The sequence below is a fragment of the Luteimonas salinilitoris genome (assembly GCF_041300785.1).
Classification (GTDB): Bacteria; Pseudomonadota; Gammaproteobacteria; order Xanthomonadales; family Xanthomonadaceae; genus Luteimonas; species Luteimonas salinilitoris.
The window spans coordinates 497,425-516,309 of the sequence record NZ_JBFWIB010000001.1; the positions used below are offsets into that span (position 1 = coordinate 497,425).

The 18,885-nt window shown below is 70.6% G+C and carries 17 protein-coding genes and 2 pseudogenes; 9 read left to right on the forward strand and 10 right to left on the reverse strand.

What is annotated here, in order from left to right; all coding sequences use genetic code 11:
• The first annotated feature begins 24 nt into the window (after window positions 1-24).
• The 5 genes and pseudogenes from sufT (at window position 25) to AB5T46_RS02030 (ending at window position 6,080) form a co-directional block, all read left to right on the forward strand.
• Window positions 25-576 (forward strand): putative Fe-S cluster assembly protein SufT, encoded by a 552-nt coding sequence (gene sufT / locus AB5T46_RS02010; RefSeq protein WP_370562151.1) that lies wholly within the window; start codon window positions 25-27, stop codon window positions 574-576.
• Window positions 577-1,077: 501 nt separating this feature from the next.
• Window positions 1,078-2,823, forward strand: a pseudogene (locus tag AB5T46_RS02015) (S8 family peptidase); the annotation flags it as partial.
• 141 nt (window positions 2,824-2,964) lie between these two features.
• Window positions 2,965-3,186, forward strand: a pseudogene (locus tag AB5T46_RS02020) (proprotein convertase P-domain-containing protein); the annotation flags it as partial.
• 111 nt (window positions 3,187-3,297) lie between these two features.
• A complete protein-coding gene (locus AB5T46_RS02025; RefSeq protein WP_370562152.1) occupies window positions 3,298-5,613 on the forward strand; it encodes a pre-peptidase C-terminal domain-containing protein in 2,316 nt (771 codons plus the stop codon).
• Between the two features lie 29 nt (window positions 5,614-5,642).
• Window positions 5,643-6,080: a hypothetical protein gene (locus tag AB5T46_RS02030; RefSeq protein ID WP_370562154.1), complete on the forward strand. Its 438-nt coding sequence runs from the start codon at window positions 5,643-5,645 to the stop codon at window positions 6,078-6,080.
• Between the two features lie 81 nt (window positions 6,081-6,161).
• On the opposite strand, the gene AB5T46_RS02035 is transcribed toward AB5T46_RS02030, so the two are convergent.
• The 3 genes from AB5T46_RS02035 to wrbA all read right to left on the reverse strand — a co-directional run bounded on the left by AB5T46_RS02035 (window position 6,162) and on the right by wrbA (window position 7,809).
• A complete protein-coding gene (locus AB5T46_RS02035; RefSeq protein ID WP_370562156.1) occupies window positions 6,162-6,650 on the reverse strand; it encodes an asparaginase domain-containing protein in 489 nt (162 codons plus the stop codon).
• Between the two features lie 203 nt (window positions 6,651-6,853).
• Window positions 6,854-7,219, reverse strand: a complete 366-nt coding sequence (locus AB5T46_RS02040) for a DUF2069 domain-containing protein (RefSeq protein WP_370562157.1) — start codon at window positions 7,217-7,219, stop codon at window positions 6,854-6,856.
• A complete protein-coding gene (gene wrbA / locus AB5T46_RS02045; protein ID WP_370562159.1) occupies window positions 7,216-7,809 on the reverse strand; it encodes an NAD(P)H:quinone oxidoreductase in 594 nt (197 codons plus the stop codon). Before wrbA ends, AB5T46_RS02040 begins: the two co-directional genes overlap by 4 nt.
• 116 nt (window positions 7,810-7,925) lie before the next feature.
• Here wrbA and AB5T46_RS02050 point away from each other — a divergent pair, with 116 nt between their 5' ends.
• The 3 genes from AB5T46_RS02050 to yccX are packed head-to-tail and all read left to right on the forward strand — an operon-like array spanning window position 7,926 to window position 10,035.
• Window positions 7,926-9,200 (forward strand): YihY family inner membrane protein, encoded by a 1,275-nt coding sequence (locus tag AB5T46_RS02050; RefSeq protein WP_370562160.1) that lies wholly within the window; start codon window positions 7,926-7,928, stop codon window positions 9,198-9,200.
• Window positions 9,197-9,766: a TlpA family protein disulfide reductase gene (locus AB5T46_RS02055; RefSeq protein ID WP_370562161.1), complete on the forward strand. Its 570-nt coding sequence runs from the start codon at window positions 9,197-9,199 to the stop codon at window positions 9,764-9,766. Before AB5T46_RS02050 ends, AB5T46_RS02055 begins: the two co-directional genes overlap by 4 nt.
• On the forward strand, window positions 9,763-10,035 hold the full coding sequence (gene yccX, locus AB5T46_RS02060) for an acylphosphatase (RefSeq protein ID WP_370562162.1): 273 nt from the start codon (window positions 9,763-9,765) through the stop codon (window positions 10,033-10,035). The genes AB5T46_RS02055 and yccX overlap by 4 nt, the downstream gene beginning before the upstream one ends.
• A 136-nt stretch (window positions 10,036-10,171) precedes the next feature.
• On the opposite strand, the gene ppk2 is transcribed toward yccX, so the two are convergent.
• From ppk2 to hemA, 7 genes are all read right to left on the reverse strand, one after another.
• On the reverse strand, window positions 10,172-10,960 hold the full coding sequence (ppk2, locus tag AB5T46_RS02065; RefSeq protein ID WP_370562163.1) for a polyphosphate kinase 2: 789 nt from the start codon (window positions 10,958-10,960) through the stop codon (window positions 10,172-10,174).
• Window positions 10,961-11,114: 154 nt separating this feature from the next.
• Window positions 11,115-11,459 (reverse strand): helix-turn-helix domain-containing protein, encoded by a 345-nt coding sequence (locus AB5T46_RS02070; RefSeq protein ID WP_370562164.1) that lies wholly within the window; start codon window positions 11,457-11,459, stop codon window positions 11,115-11,117.
• A gap of 4 nt (window positions 11,460-11,463) precedes the next feature.
• The gene (gene moaB, locus AB5T46_RS02075; RefSeq protein WP_370562165.1) at window positions 11,464-11,982 is read right to left on the reverse strand and encodes a molybdenum cofactor biosynthesis protein B; all 519 of its coding nucleotides are present in this window, start codon (window positions 11,980-11,982) and stop codon (window positions 11,464-11,466) included.
• A 25-nt stretch (window positions 11,983-12,007) separates the two neighbouring features.
• Complete coding sequence (locus tag AB5T46_RS02080) at window positions 12,008-13,738, reverse strand: O-linked N-acetylglucosamine transferase, SPINDLY family protein (RefSeq protein ID WP_370562166.1); 1,731 nt, start codon at window positions 13,736-13,738, stop codon at window positions 12,008-12,010.
• Between the two features lie 3 nt (window positions 13,739-13,741).
• Window positions 13,742-14,197 carry a GNAT family N-acetyltransferase gene (locus AB5T46_RS02085; protein WP_370562167.1) on the reverse strand — a complete coding sequence of 152 codons (456 nt, stop codon included), beginning with the start codon at window positions 14,195-14,197 and terminating at the stop codon, window positions 13,742-13,744.
• 532 nt (window positions 14,198-14,729) lie between these two features.
• A complete protein-coding gene (gene prfA / locus AB5T46_RS02090; protein ID WP_370562168.1) occupies window positions 14,730-15,812 on the reverse strand; it encodes a peptide chain release factor 1 in 1,083 nt (360 codons plus the stop codon).
• Window positions 15,790-17,064 carry a glutamyl-tRNA reductase gene (gene hemA / locus AB5T46_RS02095; RefSeq protein WP_370562169.1) on the reverse strand — a complete coding sequence of 425 codons (1,275 nt, stop codon included), beginning with the start codon at window positions 17,062-17,064 and terminating at the stop codon, window positions 15,790-15,792. The genes prfA and hemA overlap by 23 nt, the downstream gene beginning before the upstream one ends.
• Window positions 17,065-17,142: 78 nt before the next feature.
• On the opposite strand from hemA, the gene AB5T46_RS02100 reads away from it, so the two are divergent.
• Complete coding sequence (locus AB5T46_RS02100; protein WP_370562170.1) at window positions 17,143-18,834, forward strand: tetratricopeptide repeat protein; 1,692 nt, start codon at window positions 17,143-17,145, stop codon at window positions 18,832-18,834.
• Window positions 18,835-18,885: the final 51 nt, after the last annotated feature.

An 18,885-nucleotide genomic window follows, 5' to 3' on the forward strand; every position in this document is an offset into this window, starting at 1 on the left:
CGGCGTCGACCCCATGTTCTCCGTATGTATTCCAGCAGCAGCGAACCCGTGCGTCTCGAACGCGACTGCGCCGCCGTCCTGGTGCCGCAGGGCGAGGGCGTGACCCTGCCCGCCGGCAGCATCGGCTACATCACCCAGGCGCTGGGCGGCAGCTATACGGTCTTCATCGAGGGCAACCTGTTCCGCATCGCCGGCCGCGACGCCGACGCGATCGGCAAGGAACCGCCGCCGGCGCTGGAACTGCCCGGCGACGCCGACGATTCGGCGGTCGAGCAGCTGGTGTGGAAGCAGCTGCGCACCTGCTTCGATCCCGAGATCCCGATCAACGTGGTCGATCTGGGCCTGGTCTACGAGGCCGTGGTCCGGCCGGCGGAGGAGGGTGGGCGCATGGTGGAGGTGAAGATGACCCTGACCGCGCCCGGCTGTGGCATGGGCGAGATCCTGGTCGACGACGTGCGCAGCCGGCTGGAGATGATACCGACCGTGACCGAGGCGGACGTCGAGCTGGTGTTCGACCCGCCGTGGAACCAGTCGATGATGTCGGAAGCCGCGCGCCTGGAAACGGGCATGCTGTAGGGCGTGGAGACGATGCGGCACTCGTGCCGTCCCGGTTCCGCTTTCTCGCGGCGTGGCGCGTAGCCGCGTCGATCAAACGCTCGCTCCCCCGCTCGTTGCGCTGCAGTCGCGGAGCTCCAGAAAGCATCGTGCCTCCGGATCGCCTCGACATGCCGCATCGCGGGCCGGCGCGGCCGATGCGGCCGCGTGGCGGACGGCAGGTACGTGCATGCTTCCGGGCCGGTCAGGCCCGCGCCGACACGGCGCACGGCAAAAAGTTTCCGCTGTAATCGACCAATGATCGATTATGTGACGAACATCATTTTTTTACTGCAACGGCCCGCTCCTTGGCCGCTTGCGTTCACGTCGAACGGTCGCTTAGCGTCAGTTTGTGGACAGGATTGTCAATGTCCGCATTCATGTCGGGATGCAGTGCGATCGTCCGCAACTCCACGACTCGCGTGTGCCCCGGTTCCTGCCGCTTCCGCGGTTTTGTTTTCCGATTTTCCGGGGGTAACACCGATGTCCGATGTCTCGAAACGCCGTATTCGCATGCGCGCGCTGGCGGTTGCGACCGCCACCGCCCTGTCGTCGATGGCCGTGGTTCCGGCCGTGGCCGGCGAACGCCTCAATCTCAGCGGCTTGCAGGCGTCCGAACTGCACGACCGCTTCATCGTGAAGTATCGCGACGGCAGTCCGGAACTTGCCGGCGGGGCCGCGCTGGAGGCCAGCCTGCGTGGAGCCGCGCGCGCCGTGCCCGCCAAGGCCGCAAGCGGCCGTGCGCTGGGCATCCGCGCGCTGCGGCGCATGGCCGTCGGCGCGGAGGTGATCGCCACCGACCAGAAGCTCGACCGCGCCGAGGCCGAGTCGCTGATGCGGCAGATCGCCGCCAATCCGAACGTCGAGTACGTCGAGGTCGACAAGCTCAACCAGGTCCTGCTGACACCCAACGATCCGAACTTCGGCCAGCAGTACGGCTTCGGCACCGGCGCCGGCGGCATCCGTGCCACCGAGGCCTGGGACGTCACCAGCGGCAGCGGCACCGTGGTGGCGGTGCTGGATACCGGTATCACCAACCACGCCGATCTCAACGCCAACATCCTGCCGGGCTACGACTTCATCGTCGATACCTTCGTCTCGCGCGACGGCAACGGGCGCGACTCGAACCCGGCCGATCCGGGCGACTGGGTCACCGCCAACGAATGCGGCGGCCTGCATGCCGCGCAGCCCTCGAGCTGGCACGGTACCCACGTCACCGGCACCGTCGCCGCGGTCACCAACAACAACACCGGCGTCGCCGGCACCGCATTCAATGCCAAGGTCGTTCCGGTGCGGGTACTCGGCCGCTGCGGCGGATACGATTCGGACATCGCCGACGCCGTCATCTGGGCATCGGGCGGTTCGGTCAGCGGCGTGCCCGCCAACGCCAACCCGGCCGAGGCGATCAACCTCAGCCTCGGCGGCGGCGGCTCGTGCGGCTCGGCCATGCAGAGCGCGATCAACGGCGCCGTCGGCCGCGGCACCACCCTGGTGATCGCCGCCGGCAACAGCAATGCCAACGTGTCCGGCTTCTCGCCCGCCAACTGCAACAACGTGGTCGCGGTGGCGTCGAACACCAACACCGGCGCGCGTTCGGGCTTCTCCAACTACGGCGCGCTGATCGACGTCTCGGCGCCGGGTTCTAGCATCCTGTCGACGCTCAACAGCGGCAGCACCACGCCCGGCAGCGCCAGCTACGCCTCCTACAGCGGTACGTCGATGGCCGCGCCGCACGTGGCCGGCGTGGTCGCGCTGATGCAGTCGGTCGCCGACCCGGTGTTGACCCCGGCCGCGGTGGAGTCGCTGCTCAAGAGCACCGCGCGCGCCTTCCCGTCGACGCCGTCGCAGCCGATCGGTGCCGGCATCGTCAACGCCAAGGCAGCGGTGGACGCGGCCGGCGACGGTGGCGGCCCCGGCCCGGGCGAGGGCGAACTCGAGAACGGCGTGCCGGTGAGCGGCATTTCCGGCGGCAGCGGCAGCACCCAGTACTGGACGATCGTGGTGCCGGCGGGCGCCAGCAACCTGAGCATCGGCATTTCCGGCGGCAGCGGCGACGCCGACCTGTACGTGCGCCGCGGCTCGCAGCCGACCACCTCGGCCTACGATTGCCGCCCGTACCTCAACGGCAACAACGAGACCTGCAGCTTCGCCTCGCCGCAGGCCGGCACCTACCACGTCATGCTGCGCGGCTACTCGGCCTACTCCGGCGTGACCCTGACCGGCAGCTTCAGCGGCGGTGGCGGCGGTGGCGCGCAGACCTACAGCAACACCAGCGACTATCCGATCGCCGACCATTCGACGGTGGAAAGCCCGATCACGATCTCCGGCCGCAGCGGCAGCGCGCCCGCGAGCACGCCGGTCGGCGTCGACATCCGCCACACCTACCGCGGCGACCTCAAGGTCGACCTGGTGGCGCCGGACGGCAGCGTCTACGTGCTGCACAACCGCAGCGGCGGCAGCGCCGACAACGTCATCGGCACCTACGCGGTGAACCTGTCGAGCGAGGCGATCAACGGCACCTGGCGGCTGCGGGTCAACGACAACTACGCGGGGGATACCGGCTACATCAACAGCTGGGATCTCACCCTCTGAGCGTCCAGGTGCACCTCTACGGTCTTTGAACATCTCTTCGGCACCCCGAACCCACCGGGGTGCCTTTTTTCGACGCGGCGCAGGCCGCCAACACGAAGGGCAGGAGGAGTGATGAGATACGCGATAGGACTGATCATGGCCGGCATGCTGTCGGCAGGAACCGCGCTGGCAGCGCAGCGCGACGCCAGGCCGGCCGCTTTCGACCATCGGCTGCCGGCCGAACATACGATCGAGGTGCGCAGCATGCCCGCGGTCGACGTGGCCAGGCTGCGCGCCGAGGACGCCCGGCGCGCCGCGGCGCGCCGCGACGAGCCGGTGCGCTTCGCCACCCCGCATCGGGTCGACCTCACGCCGTTGAACGCCGGCGACTGGGACAAGATCGACGGTGACACGCTGGTCTGGCGCCTGCGCCTGGAATCCAAGGGCGCGCTCTCGCTGAACTTCGGTTTCGACGAGTACGCGATGCCGGAAGGTGGGCGCATGCTGATCTACCCGGCCGGCCTGAACGCAAGCGCCGACCCGGCGGCGATCCGCACCTTCACCGACGCCGACAACAAGGCCCACGGCAAGCTGTGGACGCCGGTGGTGCCGGGCGACCATGCGGTGATCGAGGTGGTGGTGCCGCGCGCGAAGGCCGGCGAACTCAAGCTGCGCCTGGCGAGCGTCAACCACGACTATCTCGGCTTCGGCGACCTGGCGCGCCGCGGCGCGATGGAGCAGGCGCAGGGCGTCTCCGGATCCTGCAACATCGACGTGGTGTGCCCGGCGGGCGACGACTGGCGCGACCAGATCCCCGCGTCCGGCGCGTACTCGCGCTTCGGCACGTTCTATTGCAGCGGATCGCTGGTCAACAACACCGCCAACGACCAGAAGATGTACTTCCTGACCGCGCACCACTGCAGCATGGGCACCGCCGACGCGGCCGCCTCGATCGTGGTGTACTGGAACTACGAGAACTCGTACTGCCGCACGCCCGGCAGCGCCGAAAGCGGCGCCGACGGCGACGGCAGCCTCGACCAGAACCAGACCGGCGCCGTGCCGCTTGCGACCTGGTCGACTTCCGACTTCACCCTGCTGGAGTTCGACGATCCGGCCGATCCCGAGTTCAACCTGTACTGGGCCGGCTGGGACCGCCGTGACTCCAGTTTCGACGGCGCCACCGGCATCCACCATCCGCGGGTGGCCGAGAAGCGCATCACCCATTCGTCGAACCCGCTGGTGATCAGCGGCTACTTCGGCACCGGCAACGACCACCTGCACGTGTTCTGGAACCAGCCCGGCACCACCGAGGGCGGTTCCTCCGGGTCGCCGCTCTACAGTCCGGACAAGCGCGTGATCGGTCAGCTGCACGGCGGCCTGGCTTCGTGCAGCACCAGCGGCGACGACCACAGCGACTACTACGGTCGCCTGCATACGTCATGGGACGGCGGCGGCACGGAGGCCACGTCGCTGGCCAGCTGGCTCGACCCGCTCGGCACCGGTGCCGAGTTCATCGACGGCATCGGCGCCGACGGCGGCGAGCCCGGCGATCCGGTGGCGGGCTTCACCTATGCGGTCGACAACGACACGCTGACGGTGACCTTCACCGACACCTCCAGCGACGAGGACGGCGAGATCGTCGCCTATGACTGGGACTTCGGCGACGGCACCGGCTCGAGCGAAGCCAATCCGGTCAAGACCTACGACGCGGCGGGTGTCTATACCGTCACCCTGACCGTCACCGACGACCAGGACAACACCGGCAGCACCAGCCAGACCATCGAGGTTGGCGACACCGGCCCGGACGCCACCGAGATCTTCAACCGCCAGCCGGTGACCGGACTGGCCGGCGACGCGGGCAGCGAACAGCTGTACAGCCTGACGGTGCCCGAGGGCGTCGACGGTCCGCTGAGCTTCATCACCTCCGGCGGCAGTGGCGACATCGCGATGTACGTCAGCTTCGAGGCCGAGCCGAACGCCGAGGAGCACGACTACGCCTCGCAGCGTCCGGGCAACAACGAGGTGGTGCGCATCGCGGCGCCGCAGGCCGGCACCTACTACGTCAAGCTGGTCGGCGTGCGGGCCTTCAGCCGCGTCACCCTGCAGGCGCGCCACGCCGAGCCCGGGACCGGGCCTGGCGACGGCGAGCTCGAGAACGGCGTACCGGTGACCGACATCGCCGGCGACGCCGGCAGCCAGCAGTACTGGACCATCGAGGTGCCCGACGGCGCCGGCAGCCTGACCGTTGCCATGACCGGCAACAGCGGTGACGCCGACCTGTACGTGCGCCACGGCGTGCAGCCGACCACCTCGGAGTACGAGTGCCGTCCGTACCTGTCCAACAGCAACGAGACCTGCACCATCAGCTCCCCGCAGGCGGGCACGTGGCACATCATGATCCGTGGCTTCAGCGCCTTCTCGGGCGTGACCCTGACCGGCAGCTACTGAGCCGTCCGTCCTCACCCCGGGAAGCCGGGGTGAGGGCATCGGTCCGTTTCCCGGTGCCCGCGCACCTGCATGCCTGCCTGCTCGCCCTTATGCTGTCGGCAAACCCGGCGGGCGCGGAGGAGACCATGACGGCGACGGTGGGCGAGCCTTCGGGCCCCGGCCCGTACCAGCGCTTCATCGTGAAGTATCGCGGCGACAGCGCCCCGGGACGCGACTCCCGCGCGGTGCAGGCGCGGCTCGACCGCGCCGCAGCCGCGCCCGGCGTGTCCACCGGCGACGGCACGCCACCGGCTCTGACCTGGCAGCGGCGGTTGGGCGTGCAGGCCGATGTGTTCAAGGCCGACCGCCCACTCGACAGGGACCAGGCACAGCGCCTCATGCAGCGGCTGGCGGACGATCCGGACGTGGAGTACGTGGAAGTCGACGCGATGATGGGCATCGCCCCCATCCGTGGCGGGGATCTTTGAGCCGAGCGCTTTTCTGTCGCGATTTCTCCTGCGGAGGCATAGAGCACGCCGATTCAGGTTAGACCCGGCCCAGCGGGGCTGTCAGCCGGTCGCCTCGAAGCGGTTCGCATCCACATTCTTGCGCACCTGGCGGGGGTCCCAGATGCGGCCGTTCATGGCGATGTACACGCCCTGCGCGAGCGATTGCACCGCGCCGACCGCGGTGCCGATGTTGAACTCGGCATCCGAGCCGCGGAAGCGCGCCGGATTCAGCGCACCGGTCAGCACGATGGTCTTGCCGGCGATGGACGCCAGCGCCTGCGCCGTCTGCACCATCGAATCGGTGCCGTGGGTGATCAGCACGTGCCGTGCCGGCTGCGCGGCGATGGTGGCGTGGATCAGTTCGCGGTCTTCATCGGTGATATGCAGCGAATCCTTGCGTAGGATCGGGATCACACGGAAGCGGAACGCCACGCCCAGTTCCTCGAGGATGCGCCCGATCTGCGGCTCGCCGACCTGGTAGTCCGACTTGTCGTCGAAGTACACCTTGTCGATGGTGCCGCCGGTGGTGACGATCAGCAGTTCTTCCATTGGGTCGTTGTCGGGACAGCCGGGCCAGCGCGCATTCTATGGCCTCGACGCACTGCGTGCCGCGCGTAGGAGCGCGCCATGCGCGCGATGCCGCGGGTGCTTCGCCGCCCGCGGATTCCGGTGACCGGCATGCCTGCCGGTCCAGAATCGCGGCATCCACCGAATGCTGCCGACACCCGCGGCATCGCGCGCATGGCGCGCTCCTACGGAGGTGGCGGCCGATCGGAAGGGCGGCGCCAGCCGAAGCGGGCAGCCAGCCCCGGCCAGCTGGAGGCGGCGATCACCACCAGTGCCAGCGTGATTTCCGCCCATGCCGCCAGGCGCAGCGCCGGCTCGCTCCAGGCCTCCATCACGCCGTGCGAGAACCACAGCAGCCCGCACACGCCGGCCCAGAACGCCGCTTTGGCGCTGCCGCGCAGCACGCCGGCCAACAGCAGCAGCGGCGGCAGCACGAACACGATCAACGCCGCGGCCAGCTGGCCGCTGTCGTGGAAACGGAACGCGAACAGCGCCGCCAGCGCGAGCAATGCCGCACCCAGCAGGCCGCGCGAGCGCCGTGGCCGGTTCACGTCGCCAGCTTCGCCGACAGCTGCGCGACGCGCCGGCCGAGCGAGCGCGCCAACGCAGCCTCGTCGTCGCTGGGCTGGGGGTCGTTCGCATTGCCGGAGACGTGGCTGGCGCCGTAGGGCGTGCCGCCGCCGCGGGTACTGCTCAGCGCCGGCTCGGTATAGGGGATGCCCACCAGCACGCAGCCGTGGTGCAGCAGCGGCACCATCATCGACAGCAGCGTCGATTCCTGGCCGCCGTGCTGGGTGGCGGTGGAGGTGAACACCGCCGCCGGCTTGCCGACCAGGGTGCCGCTGGCCCATTCCGCGCCGAGGCCGTCGATGAAGTGCTTGAGCGGTGCCGCCATGTTGCCGAAACGGGTCGGGCTGCCGAACACCAGGCCGACGCATTCGGCCAGGTCGCCGCGCTCGACGTAGGGTGCACCGTCCTCCGGTACCGGCGGGCTGGCGGCCACGGTCACCGCCGCCACCGGCGGCACCGTGCGGACCCGCGCGACCATGCCGTCGACCTCGCCGATGCCGCGGGCGACATGGCGCGCGAGCCTCGCCACCGAGCCGCCGCGACTGTAGTAGAGCACCAGGATGTCGGGCATCGGCTCCTCCGCAAAGGCGCAAGGATAGAGCATGCCCGATGCGCAGGGCCGGACGGGCCCCGCTTCATGCGTGCGCGGGGACGTCCGCGCCGCGCGTCTTCGGGTACTCTCGGCGCGTGGAGCCGCTCGATACCCTGAACCGCTGGACCGACCGCGCCATCGATCGCGCCCGTGCACGTTCCTTCGTGCGTTTCCTCGGGCGGCGCTTCCTCGACGACCGCCTGTTCGAGGTGGCCGGCGCGCTGGCGTTCACCACGGTGTTCGCGTTGGTGCCGCTGTCGATGGTGATCTTCGGGGTGCTGTCGGCGTTCCCGGTGTTCGACGCCTGGAGCCAGCAGCTGAGCGACTACATCTTTTCCAATTTCGTGCCCAGCTCGGCGCGCGCGGTACAGGGCTATCTGCTGCAGTTCTCGCAGAACACCGGCCAGCTCACCGCCATCGGCGTGATCGCGCTGGTGGTCTCGGTGCTGATCACGCTGCTCGGCATCGAGAACGCGTTCAACCGCATCTGGCGCGTCGGCACCGCGCGCCCGCAGGTCTCGCGGTTCCTGGTGTACTGGACGGTGCTGACGCTCGGTGCACTGGTGGCCAGCGCCAGCCTGGCGATCTCGACGCGCTTCTTCGCGCTCGGCGTCTTCAGCACCGCCTCGGGGCAGTGGCTGCAGGGCGTGCTGCTCGCGATGGCGCCGTTGACGATCGAGCTGATCGCGTTCTCGGCGATCTACCGCGTGGTGCCGCACCGCACGGTGAAGTGGCGGCACGCCTTCGCCGGCGCGCTGCTGGCGGCGGTGCTGCTGGAGATCGCCAAGCACCTGATCGCGCTGTACCTGGGCAGCTTCGACGCCTACCAGAAGATCTACGGCCAGGTCGCCTTCATCCCGGTGCTCCTGCTGTGGATCTACTTCGCCTGGATCTCCGTGCTGCTGGGCGCGTCGTTCGCCTCGTCGATCTCCGCGTTCCGCTACCAGCCGGCCGCGATGCGGTTGCCGATCGGTCACGAGATGTTCGGCCTGCTGCGCCTGCTCGGGCGCTTCACGGAGGCGCGCCGTGGCAGCCGCGGATTGCACAGCGACCAGATCCTCGAGCTCGAGCCCTGCCTCACCGACGCCCTGGTGCAGCAGCTGATCGCGCAGCTGGCCAGGATCGACCTGCTGGTGCGCGCCGAATCGGGCGAATGGGTGCTGGCGCGCGATCTGGACCGCCTGACCCTGGGCGAGCTGTACGAGGCCTGCCACCTGCGCATCCCCATCGCCGAGGCGCACCTGCCGTGCCGCGACGACGCGCTCGGCATCGCTGCGCAGGCGGCGATCGACGATCTGCGCGTGCCCCTGCGCAACCTGCTCAAGCGCCGCGTCGGCGAACTCTACGAACCCATGAAGGAGGCTCCATGAAGATCCACTGGCTGTTGCCGTTGCTGTGCGCGTTGTCGCTGTCGGTCGGGTGCCAGCGCGAGCCGCCGGAGGCCGATCCGGACGCCGTCGCACCGGCGGTCGAGCCCGCGGATGCGCCGCCGGAAACGGCGGAGGCGCCGCCCGGCGTGCCCGCGCTGCAGGTCTCCACCATTGACGGCGCGTCCTATGATCTCGCCGATCACCGCGGCAAATGGGTGGTGGTCAACTTCTGGGCCACCTGGTGTGCGCCCTGCCTGAAGGAAATGCCGGAACTGTCCGCGCTCGGCACCATGCGCGAGCACATCGAAGTGGTCGGCCTGGCCTACCAGGAGATCGAGCCCGACGAGATGCGCGCATTCCTGGAGAAGCACCCGGTGCTGTATCCGATCGCGATCGTCGACGTGTACGCGCCACCGGCCGACTTCGACACCCCGCGCGGCCTGCCGATGACCTACCTGATCGATCCCGACGGCAGGATCGCCAAGAAGTTCCTGGGCCCAGTAACCGCGCACGAGATCGAGACCGCCATCGCCGCCGCGGGAGGCCCGGAGGTGCCGCAGGCATGAGCGCGGCGACACGTTTCCTGGTCAGCGGCAAGGTGCAGGGCGTGTTCTTCCGCGCCTCCACCCGCGAACAGGCGCAGCGGCTGGGCCTGCACGGCTACGCGAAGAACCTGGCCGACGGCCGGGTCGAGGTATTGGCCGCGGGCGATGCCGGCGCGATCGACGCACTGGCGGAATGGCTGAAGCGGGGGCCGCCGCAGGCGCGGGTGGAGTCGGTGGAGCGCCACGCCGCCGATCCGGTGGAGGCGGGAAGCGGCTTCGCGGCAAGCTGACCGCGTCGCGCGCCGCAAGCCGGGACCACCCGTCCACCCCTCGAACTCGACGCCCCGTCCATCCTGTTGCACCGGCTGAAACGGAAACGGCGCGGGACGAGCCGGGGCGATGCGTCGACCATGCCGGGCACAGCGGTCAATCTTCCACGGACTCCGCATCGGCGGGGATCGGCTTCAGCACGCCGTAGCGTTCCTTCTTCGGCCTGCCCGGCAGCGACGGAAAATCCGGCTGGCTGCGCGGCACGTGCACGTCCGGCAAGCGGTCGAGCAGGTGGCGGATCAGTGTCAGGCGGCCGCGCTTCTGGTCGTTGAAATCGACCAGGGTCCACGGCGCGTGGTCGGTGTGGGTGGCCTCGAGCATGGCCTCGCGAGCGCGGGTGTAGTCGGTGTAGCGCTTGCGCGCCTCGACATCGATCGGAGACAGCTTCCAGGCCTTGAGCGGATCGTTCAGGCGCTCGGCGAAGCGCTCCTCCTGCTGCGCCTGGTCGCAGCACAGCCAGTACTTGAACAGCAGGATGCCGTCGTCGGTGAGCATCTTCTCGAACACCGGTGCCTGCTGCAGGAACCGCTTCACCTGGGCGGGGCTGGCGAAACCCATCACCTTCTCCACGCCGGCCCGGTTGTACCAGCTGCGGTCGAACAGCGTGATCTCGCCGGCGGCCGGCAGGTGCTCGATGTAGCGCTGGAAGTACCACTGGGTCTGCTCGCGCTCGCTGGGTTTGGGCAGCGCGGCGACGCGGTACTGGCGGGTATCGAGATGCTCGGTGATCGCCTTGATGGCGCCGCCCTTGCCGGCGGTGTCGCGGCCCTCCATCACGACGACGATGCGCTTGCATGCGTGGCGCGCCCAGCGCGCCATGGCGACCAGTTCCAGCTGCAGCGGCTCGAGTTCGTTCTTGTACGGCTTGCGCTTGAGCTTCGGCATGGCGGCTCCTGTCAGGACGGGCTGAAGCGGCAGTATGGACAGGCGCGGCCGTTGCGCACCAGGCGAACGATCCGCCGGCATCGGCAGTGCCCGGGGCAGCCGCCCGCCAAGGCGCTGGCGGATATCGACCCTGCCCGAGGCCGCTCTTGCAGGATCAGCCGTGTTTGCGGCGACCGGCGCCATGCCCGGCCATGCCGCGCGCCACTTCCAGCAGCGCACCCTGTTGGCGCGTGTTGAGCGCGCGATACGCGGCCAGCAGGCCGTGCTCGCCCTTGGTACGCGCGGGATCCAGGGTGCTGGCGAGTTCGGACAGCAGCGCGCCGGCCGGCACGCCGAAGGTCCGCGCCAGGGCGTCGAGCTGGTCGCGGCCGGGCAGCTTGTCGCCGCGCATCCAGGCCGACACGGTGGCGGCGCCGGCCCGCGGGATCGCGGCGGCGATCTCGGCCACGGTCAGGCCGCGGGCGCGCGCCAGCAGGCGCAGGGTCTGGTCGATCGGCATGCGCTTACTCCTTCAGTCGCGGGCGCAGCGTGGCGAGGTTGCAGGGGCGGGTGCGCGCGTCGAGCTGGTCGCTGACGATCCGCTCCCACGCCGTGCGGCAGGCCGAGTTGGAACCCGGCAGACAGAACACGAAGGTGCCGTTGGCGAGTCCGGCGAAGGCCCGCGACTGCAGCGACGAGGTGCCGATCTCCTCGAAGCTGATCGCGCGGAACAGCTCGCCGAAGCCCGGCATTTCCTTGTCCAGCAGCGGCAGCAGGGCCTCGGGCGTGGAATCGCGGCCGGTGAAGCCGGTGCCGCCGGTGACCAGCACGCCGTCGACGTCCGCGTCGGCGATCCATTGCGACACCGCGGCGCGCAGGCGGTAGCGGTCGTCGGGGAGCAGCGCGCGATGCGCGAGCCGGTGGCCTGCGGCCTGCAACGCTTCGACGAGATAGTCGCCGGAGCTGTCGGTGTCGGGCGTGCGGCTGTCGGAGACCGTCAACACGCACAGGGAGAGAGGAATGAAGTCGTCGTCGGCGCTCATGGCGGGAGCCTAACCTATCGCGGACTTACAGGGCCGCGTCGGTGCCGCGCTCCGGCCCCGCCATCGCCCGCACCGCATCGGTGAAATTTGCGGCAAACCCGTCCATGTCGAACAGGCCGCTGTGCTCGCGGCGCCGGGCGAGTTCGGCACGCAACCCTGCCAGGGCCTGCGGGTCGCGGCCGAGCGTGATCGCGCGGGCGACGAAGGCCTCGTCGCCGTCCACGTTCATCGCGTCCATGCCGAGGTGGTGGTTGAGGCTGCCGGCCACGCGCGCGGCGAAGGTGTCGCCGGGGCGGGTCAGCACCGGGCAGCCGACCCACAGCGCATCCGAGGCGGTGGTGTGGGCGTTGTACGGTTCGGTGTCCAGGAACAGGTCGGCGAGCTGCAGCCGCGCCAGGTAGGCGGCGTGCGGCTGCTTGGGCATGAACACCAGCCGCCGCGGATCCACGCGCTGCGTCTCGGCGAACGCGCGCAGGCGCGCGTCGGCGCGGCCGGGGCCGGACAGCAGCCACAGCACGCTGCCGGGCACCTCGCGCAGCACCGCCAATGCCCGCGTGGTGCTGCGCGGGTTGAGCTTGTAGCTGTTGTTGAAGCAGCAGAACACCACGCCGCCGCCGTCGGCCGCGCGTTCGGGCAGGCCGCAGTCGGTGCGTACCGGCGCCGGCGGCACTTCGCGGCGAGTGTCCGAGGGCTGGAAACAGCGCGGCAGGCGCACGACCCGCTCGCTGAAATGCGGCGCCAGTGCATCGGGCAGCACGAAACCGTCGGCCAGCACGTGGTCGATCCACGGCGCGCCCGAGGTGCCGGGGTAGGCCAGCCAGTTCACCTGCACCGGCGCCGGCCGCATCGCCAGCACCTCCGGCGCGCCACCGCCGCCCCAGCCGCGCATGTCGAACAGGACGTCGATGCCGGTCTCGCGGATGCGCTGCGCGATCGGTGCGTGCGCCAGTCCGGAGACATCGTGCAGCCGCTGCGCCGCCCGCTGCAGGCGCTGCCGGACCGCACTGCCGTCGTCGCGGTTGAGCGCGAACAGGTGCGTTTCGAGCGTGCCTTGCGCCGCCAGCGCCTCGAAGAAAGCGGCGGTCAGCAGCCCGGTCGGATGCGCGCCGAAGCCGTTGGACAGGAATCCGATGCGCAGCGGTGCATTCGCCGCGCGTGGCGGCGCAGGTGGCAACGTCCGGATCCGCTCGGACAGTGCCCGCGCCCGCAGCCGCGCGCACTGGAGCTGCTCGGCGGGCGTGGCGTCCTCGCTGAGGAAGGCGAACGGCTCGACCACGCCGTGCCCTGCGCGCACCGCATCGCGCACCTGCCGGGAGAGGCGTTCGAGGTCGCGCCAGTCGCACAGGCGCCGGCGCCAGGCCAGCAGATGGGCGGCGATCAGCGGGTGTTCCGGTGCCAGCGCATGCGCTTGCGCATAGGCGTCGTTGGCGCCCTCGGCATCGCCGGCGTCTTCCAGCGCGTGGCCGAGCCAGACCGCGATACCGGGATGTTGCGGCGCTTGCCGTGCGGCGGCACGCAGGCTGTCGGCGGCCTCGGCATGGCGGCCCAGCATCCATTGCGCGCGGCCCAGCCGCGCCAGCGCTTCCGGATGACCGGGCGCCAGCTGCAGCGCGCGCTGCGCGGCGGCGGCGCCGTTGCGGGCGTCGCCGGCATCGAGTTCCACGTCAGACAGCACGACCCAGGCCATCGCATTGCCGGGCTCATGTTGCACGGCGTACCGGGCCTGCGCGAGCGGATCGTCGGGTGCCGCCGGCATCGTTCAGCCGTTCCCCACGGGCAGGTGGAAGCGCAGGGTCTCGTCGTAGGGCTGCCAGCCGGTGGCGCGATACAGCGCCTGCGCGGCGTGGTTGTCGGGCGTGGTCTCCAGCTCCAGGCGCAGCGCGCCGTCGTTGCGGGCGAAATCGGCCGCGGCCGCCAGCAGGGTGCGAGCCACGCCGGCGCCGCGCGCCTCCGGCGCCACGAACAGGTCGTTGAGGATCCAGGTGCGCGTCGTGCGCACCGAGGAGAACATCGGGTAGAGCTGGGTGAAGCCGGCGCCGCGTCCATCCTGTTCGGCCAGCAGCACCATGGACTCCGCGCGCTGCAGGCGCTGGCGCAGGAATTCGCGTGCCAGGCCGGGGTCCGACGGTTGCGCATAGAACATGCGATAGCCATCGAACAGCGGCACCAGGGGTTCGAGATCGGCCAGCTCGGCGCGGCGAACGGAAATGGACATGCGCTTGGATCGTCTGGAGTTAGGCCTGCATCCTCGCCCGTGGGACGTCGCTTGTCATCCGCGCCGCGCCAAGCAGTCCCGTCCGTTGCGGTTTGGCGTCACCGTCGCCACGGGCGGCGCCAATGAATAGCCGACCAGACAGCCTTCGTTGCAACGAGATGGGCTTGCCGCCAAGGCGGTTCCGGAAGAGATCTTTGGCTTCGGAAAGAGCGGCGCCCAGGCCGGGGACTGCTCCCCGGCTCGGTCCGGCCATCCATAGCCGGACTCGCCGCCGCAGGCCGCGCCAGGCAGACCCCTCCGCTGCGGCTTGGCAACACCGTCGCCACGGGCGGTGTGAATGAATAGCCGCGCCGAGCAGCCTGCGTTGCAGCGAGATGGGCCAGAGCTTGGGCTTCGGAGAGAGCGCCGCCCGGCAAGTCACTGACCCGGATTCTGTCGGCGGGGAGCGCCCACCGCGCCGCCGCTCACGCATCCCGCGTGCCATCCGAAGTCGCGCTTCGCTTTGCCTGATTAGCTCGAAATGCGCCCGGACTCAGGCATCGGTCAACCGCGCCAGCTCCTCGACCTGGTGCTCGCGGCTCAGGCGCTCGATCAGCGGATCGAGCCCGCCTTCGAGGATGTTGGGCAGGTCGTACAGGGTCAGGCCCTCGACGCGGTGGTCGGTGATCCGTCCCTGCGGATAGTTGTAGGTGCGGATGCGCTGGCTGCGGTCGCCGCTGCCGACCTGCAGCTTGCGCGTCTGCGCGGTGGCGGCGGCGCGTTTCTCGGCTTCCGCCTCGACCAGCATCGCCTTCAGCCGCTTCATCGCCTTGTCGCGGTTGGCGTGCTGCGAGCGCTCGGTCTGCGATTCGACCACGATGCCGCTGGGCGCGTGGGTGATGCGGATCGCCGAGTCGGTCTTGTTGACGTGCTGGCCGCCTGCGCCGGAGGAGCGGAAGGTGTCGACCTTGAGGTCGGCCGGATTGATCTCGATCGGCTCCGCCTCCTCCGCGACCGGAATGATCGCCACCGTCGCGGCCGAGGTATGGATGCGGCCCTGCGATTCGGTCTCCGGCACCCGCTGCACGCGGTGGGTGCCGGATTCGAACTTCAGCCGCGCGTAGGCGCCGCGGCCGTCGACGCGGGCGACGACTTCGCGGAAGCCGCCGTGCTCGCCGGGGCTGGCCGATTCCACCTCGATCCGCCAGCCCTGGCGCTCGGCGTAGCGCGCGTACATGCGCAGCAGGTCGCCGGCGAAGATCGCCGCCTCGTCGCCGCCGGTGCCGGCGCGGATCTCCAGGTACAGGCCGCCCTCGTCGCGGGCGTCCTGCGGCACCAGCATCGCCATCAACCCCTGGTCGAGTTCCTCCAGGCGGGCGGTGGCGGCGGCGATCTCCTCCTCGGCCAGTTCGCGCAGTTCTGGGTCGGCGCGCATCGTTTCGGCGGCGGCGAGATCGGCGCGGGCACGGGTCTCCTCCGCGAGGCCGGCGGCCAGCGGTTCCAACTGGGCGAACTCGCGCGAATAGGCGCGGAAGCGCGCCTGGTCGCCGGCGACCTCCGGATCCGCCAGCAGGCGTTCGAGTTCGTCGCGGCGTTCGGCCAGCGCCTCCAGCTTACGGCGCAGGGTCGGCAGCATCGCGGTCCTCGTCGTCGGAGTGCAGCGCCTGCGCAATGGCGCGTGCGAGCTCCAGGTTGCCGCTGGCGGCGGCCTCGCGCACCGCGGCGGTGGGCGCGTGCAGCAGGCGGTTGGTGAGGGTGTGGGCGAGAAACTCGAGCACCGCCTCGGGATCCTGGCCGGCGGCCAGCTGCTGGCGCGCGCGGGCCAGCGTCTGCACGCGGGTGTGCTCGCCGTGCGCGCGCAGCCTGCGCAAGGGCTCGTTGAGCGGGCCCGCGGCCAGCGCCTCGGCGTAGCGCGCGACCTGCAGCTCGACGATCGCCTCGGCGGCGTCCGCGGCCTCGCGGCGGTTGCGGCGGTTGTCCTCGACCGAACGCTCCAGGTCGTCGACGGTGTAGAGATAGGCGTCCTTCAGTTCGGCCACGTCCGGGGCGATGTCGCGTGGTACCGCCAGGTCCAGCAGCAGCATCGGCCGGTGCCGCCGCGCCTGCAGGGCGGTTTCGACCTGGGCGCGATGCAGCACCGGCTCGCGGCTGGCGGTGGCGGAGAACACCAGGTCGGCCTGCGACAGGTGGCGGTCGAGCTCGGCCAGCGGCAGCGCCACGCCGCCGTGGCGCGAGGCCAGGTCCTGCGCATGCGCCAGGGTGCGGTTGGCGACCAGCAACCGCTTGACGTCGGCCTGCACCAGGTGCCGCGCGACCAGCTCGATGGTCTCGCCGGCGCCGACCAGCAGCACCGTGGAGTCGGCCAGGCGCGCGAACGACTCCTGTGCCAGCCGCACCGCCACCGAGGCCACCGATACCGGGCTGTTGCCGATCCGGGTCTCGCTGCGCGCGCGCTTGGCGGTGACGAAGGCGTGCTGGAACAGGCGGTCGAGCCGGGTGCCGAGCGTACCCGCCGCGCGCGCCGCCGCCCAGGCCTGCTTCACCTGGCCGAGGATCTGCGGCTCACCCAGCACCAGCGAATCGAGCCCGGTGGCAACGCGGAACAGGTGCCGCACCGCGTCCGCGTCGCGGTGCCGGTAGAGATAGGCGTGCAGGTCTCCGCCCTCCGGATGCGTGGCCAGCCAGTCGGCCAGCGCCTGGCCGTCGTCGTCGGTGATCGCGTAGAGCTCGGTGCGGTTGCAGGTGGACAGCAACGCGGCCTCGCGCACCTGCGGCAGCGCGCGCAGCGCCGCCAGCGCCTCGGGCAGCGCATGCTCGGCGAACGCCACGCGCTCGCGCAGGGCGACCGGGGCGCTCTGGTGGTTGATGCCGAGGGCATGGAAGTTCATGACGGTGGCCGTCGTCCGTTCAGGTGCTTGCGATAAGCTTGCTGGCGAATCTCGTATTTTACGGCCCGCCCGCCCACGATGCCTGCAATCCACTTTTCCAGCCGTGGTTTCTTCCTGGCCGGGCTGCTCGCCGCCGTCCTGCCGGTCCTCGCCCCGCCCGCTTCCGGGCAATCGCGCGGACAGCCGGAGGACGTGCTCGCCGCCTCCATGGCCGGCGAATATGCGCTGCAGTCCGGCCGGCTGGACCAGGCCGCCGACTGGTACCTGCGCGCGGCACGGGCGGCCGCGGACGACCCCGGCCTGGCCGAGCGCGCCGCGCGCATCGCGCTGCTGGCCAACGACGACGCGCTGGCCGGCGAGGCGATCAAGCTGTGGAAGCTGCGTGCGCCGCGTTCGCTGCCGATGCGCTCGGCCGAGGCCACCTGGCTGCTGCGCGGCGGCCGCGAGCGTGCGGCGCGGCGCGAGCTCGAGGCCATGTTGCGCGATCCCGACCCGGACGGTTGGCGCCACGCGCTGGCGGCGCTCGGCAGCGGCACCCGTGATCCGGCCGCTTCGGCCAAGGTGCTGGGCCGGCTGATCGACGCCGGTGCGATCCCGGACCGGCTGCAGGCCTGGCTGGCCTTCGGCGGCCTGGCGCAGCGTTTCGGCGAGCTGCCGCTGGCCGAACGCATCGTGCAGGAGGTCGTACGGCGTTTTCCGGACGAGCCGCGGGTGGCGCTGCTGCGCGCCAGCCAACAGCGCGAGGGCGGCGATGTCGAGGCGGCGACGCGGACGCTGGCGGCGATCGAGGACCAGGCCGAGGTCTCGCCCGAGCTGCGGCTGGCGATCGCGGCCGAATACGACAACCTCGGCGATCCCGTCGCCGCGGCGCGGATCATGGCGCGTGGGCCGCAGGACGAGCGCAGCTATGGATTGCGCGCCTCGCTGTTGGTCAAGGCCGGGGACACGCCGGCGCTCGAGCAGGTCTATGCGGAACTGCGCAGCGAAGCCGGCGCCCCGGATCCGGGCCAGCGCCTGCTGCTGGGACAGCTCGCCGAGTACCTGGAACGCCACGAGGACGCGCTGGAGTGGTACCGCAGCGTGCCGGGCGGCGAGCAGCGCCGGGTCGCGCAGCTGCGCGCGACCAAGGTGCTGCACGACCTCGGCCGCGGCCAGGAGGCCTTCGCAGCGCTGCGCGCGCTGCAGTCCGATGCCGTGGTCGACGAGGACACGCGTCGCGACGCCTACCTGCTGGAAGCCGAACTGCACAAGGAAGACGGCGATGCCGAGGCCGAGCACGACACCTTCGCGCGCGGGCTGGCCGCCTACCCCGACGAGGGCGCGCTGCTGTACGCGCGCGCGCTGATGTGGGAACGCCGCGACGACATCGCCCGCGCCGAGGCCGACCTGCGCCGCATCCTGGTGGCCGAGCCCGAGAATGTCGCCGCGCTCAACGCGCTCGGCTACACCCTGGCCGACCGCACCACGCGCTATGCCGAGGCGCTGGAGCTGATCGACCGCGCCCGCGTCGCCGAGCCCGACGCCGCCGCCATCGTCGACAGCTACGGCTGGGTGCTGTACCGGCTCGGCCGCCACCAGGAGGCGCTGGTCGAGCTGCAGCGCGCCTGGCGCTTGATGCGGGACCCGGAGATCGGGGCGCATGTCGCCGAAGTGCTGTGGGTGCTGGGCCGCCGCGACGAGGCGCGCGAGTACTTCGAGAAGTCGCGCGAGCTCGACCCCGAAAACCGCTCGCTGCTGCGCGCGCTGCGCAAGACCGGAGCCGACATTTGAAGCCGATGCGAGCGCAGGTGCGGGAACTCCTCCTCTTTCCCAAGGAAAGAC

Coding starts and splice junctions, on each gene's coding strand:
- sufT (WP_370562151.1), top strand. CDS start 25: ATGTATTCCAGCAGCAGCGAACCCGTGCGTCTCGAACGCGACTGCGCC.
- AB5T46_RS02025 (WP_370562152.1), top strand. CDS start 3,298: ATGAGATACGCGATAGGACTGATCATGGCCGGCATGCTGTCGGCAGGA.
- AB5T46_RS02035 (WP_370562156.1), bottom strand. CDS start 6,650: ATGGAAGAACTGCTGATCGTCACCACCGGCGGCACCATCGACAAGGTG.
- wrbA (WP_370562159.1), bottom strand. CDS start 7,809: ATGCCCGACATCCTGGTGCTCTACTACAGTCGCGGCGGCTCGGTGGCG.
- AB5T46_RS02055 (WP_370562161.1), top strand. CDS start 9,197: ATGAAGATCCACTGGCTGTTGCCGTTGCTGTGCGCGTTGTCGCTGTCG.
- yccX (WP_370562162.1), top strand. CDS start 9,763: ATGAGCGCGGCGACACGTTTCCTGGTCAGCGGCAAGGTGCAGGGCGTG.
- ppk2 (WP_370562163.1), bottom strand. CDS start 10,960: ATGCCGAAGCTCAAGCGCAAGCCGTACAAGAACGAACTCGAGCCGCTG.
- AB5T46_RS02070 (WP_370562164.1), bottom strand. CDS start 11,459: ATGCCGATCGACCAGACCCTGCGCCTGCTGGCGCGCGCCCGCGGCCTG.
- moaB (WP_370562165.1), bottom strand. CDS start 11,982: ATGAGCGCCGACGACGACTTCATTCCTCTCTCCCTGTGCGTGTTGACG.
- AB5T46_RS02080 (WP_370562166.1), bottom strand. CDS start 13,738: ATGCCGGCGGCACCCGACGATCCGCTCGCGCAGGCCCGGTACGCCGTG.
- AB5T46_RS02085 (WP_370562167.1), bottom strand. CDS start 14,197: ATGTCCATTTCCGTTCGCCGCGCCGAGCTGGCCGATCTCGAACCCCTG.
- prfA (WP_370562168.1), bottom strand. CDS start 15,812: ATGCTGCCGACCCTGCGCCGTAAGCTGGAGGCGCTGGCCGAACGCCGC.
- hemA (WP_370562169.1), bottom strand. CDS start 17,064: ATGAACTTCCATGCCCTCGGCATCAACCACCAGAGCGCCCCGGTCGCC.
- AB5T46_RS02100 (WP_370562170.1), top strand. CDS start 17,143: ATGCCTGCAATCCACTTTTCCAGCCGTGGTTTCTTCCTGGCCGGGCTG.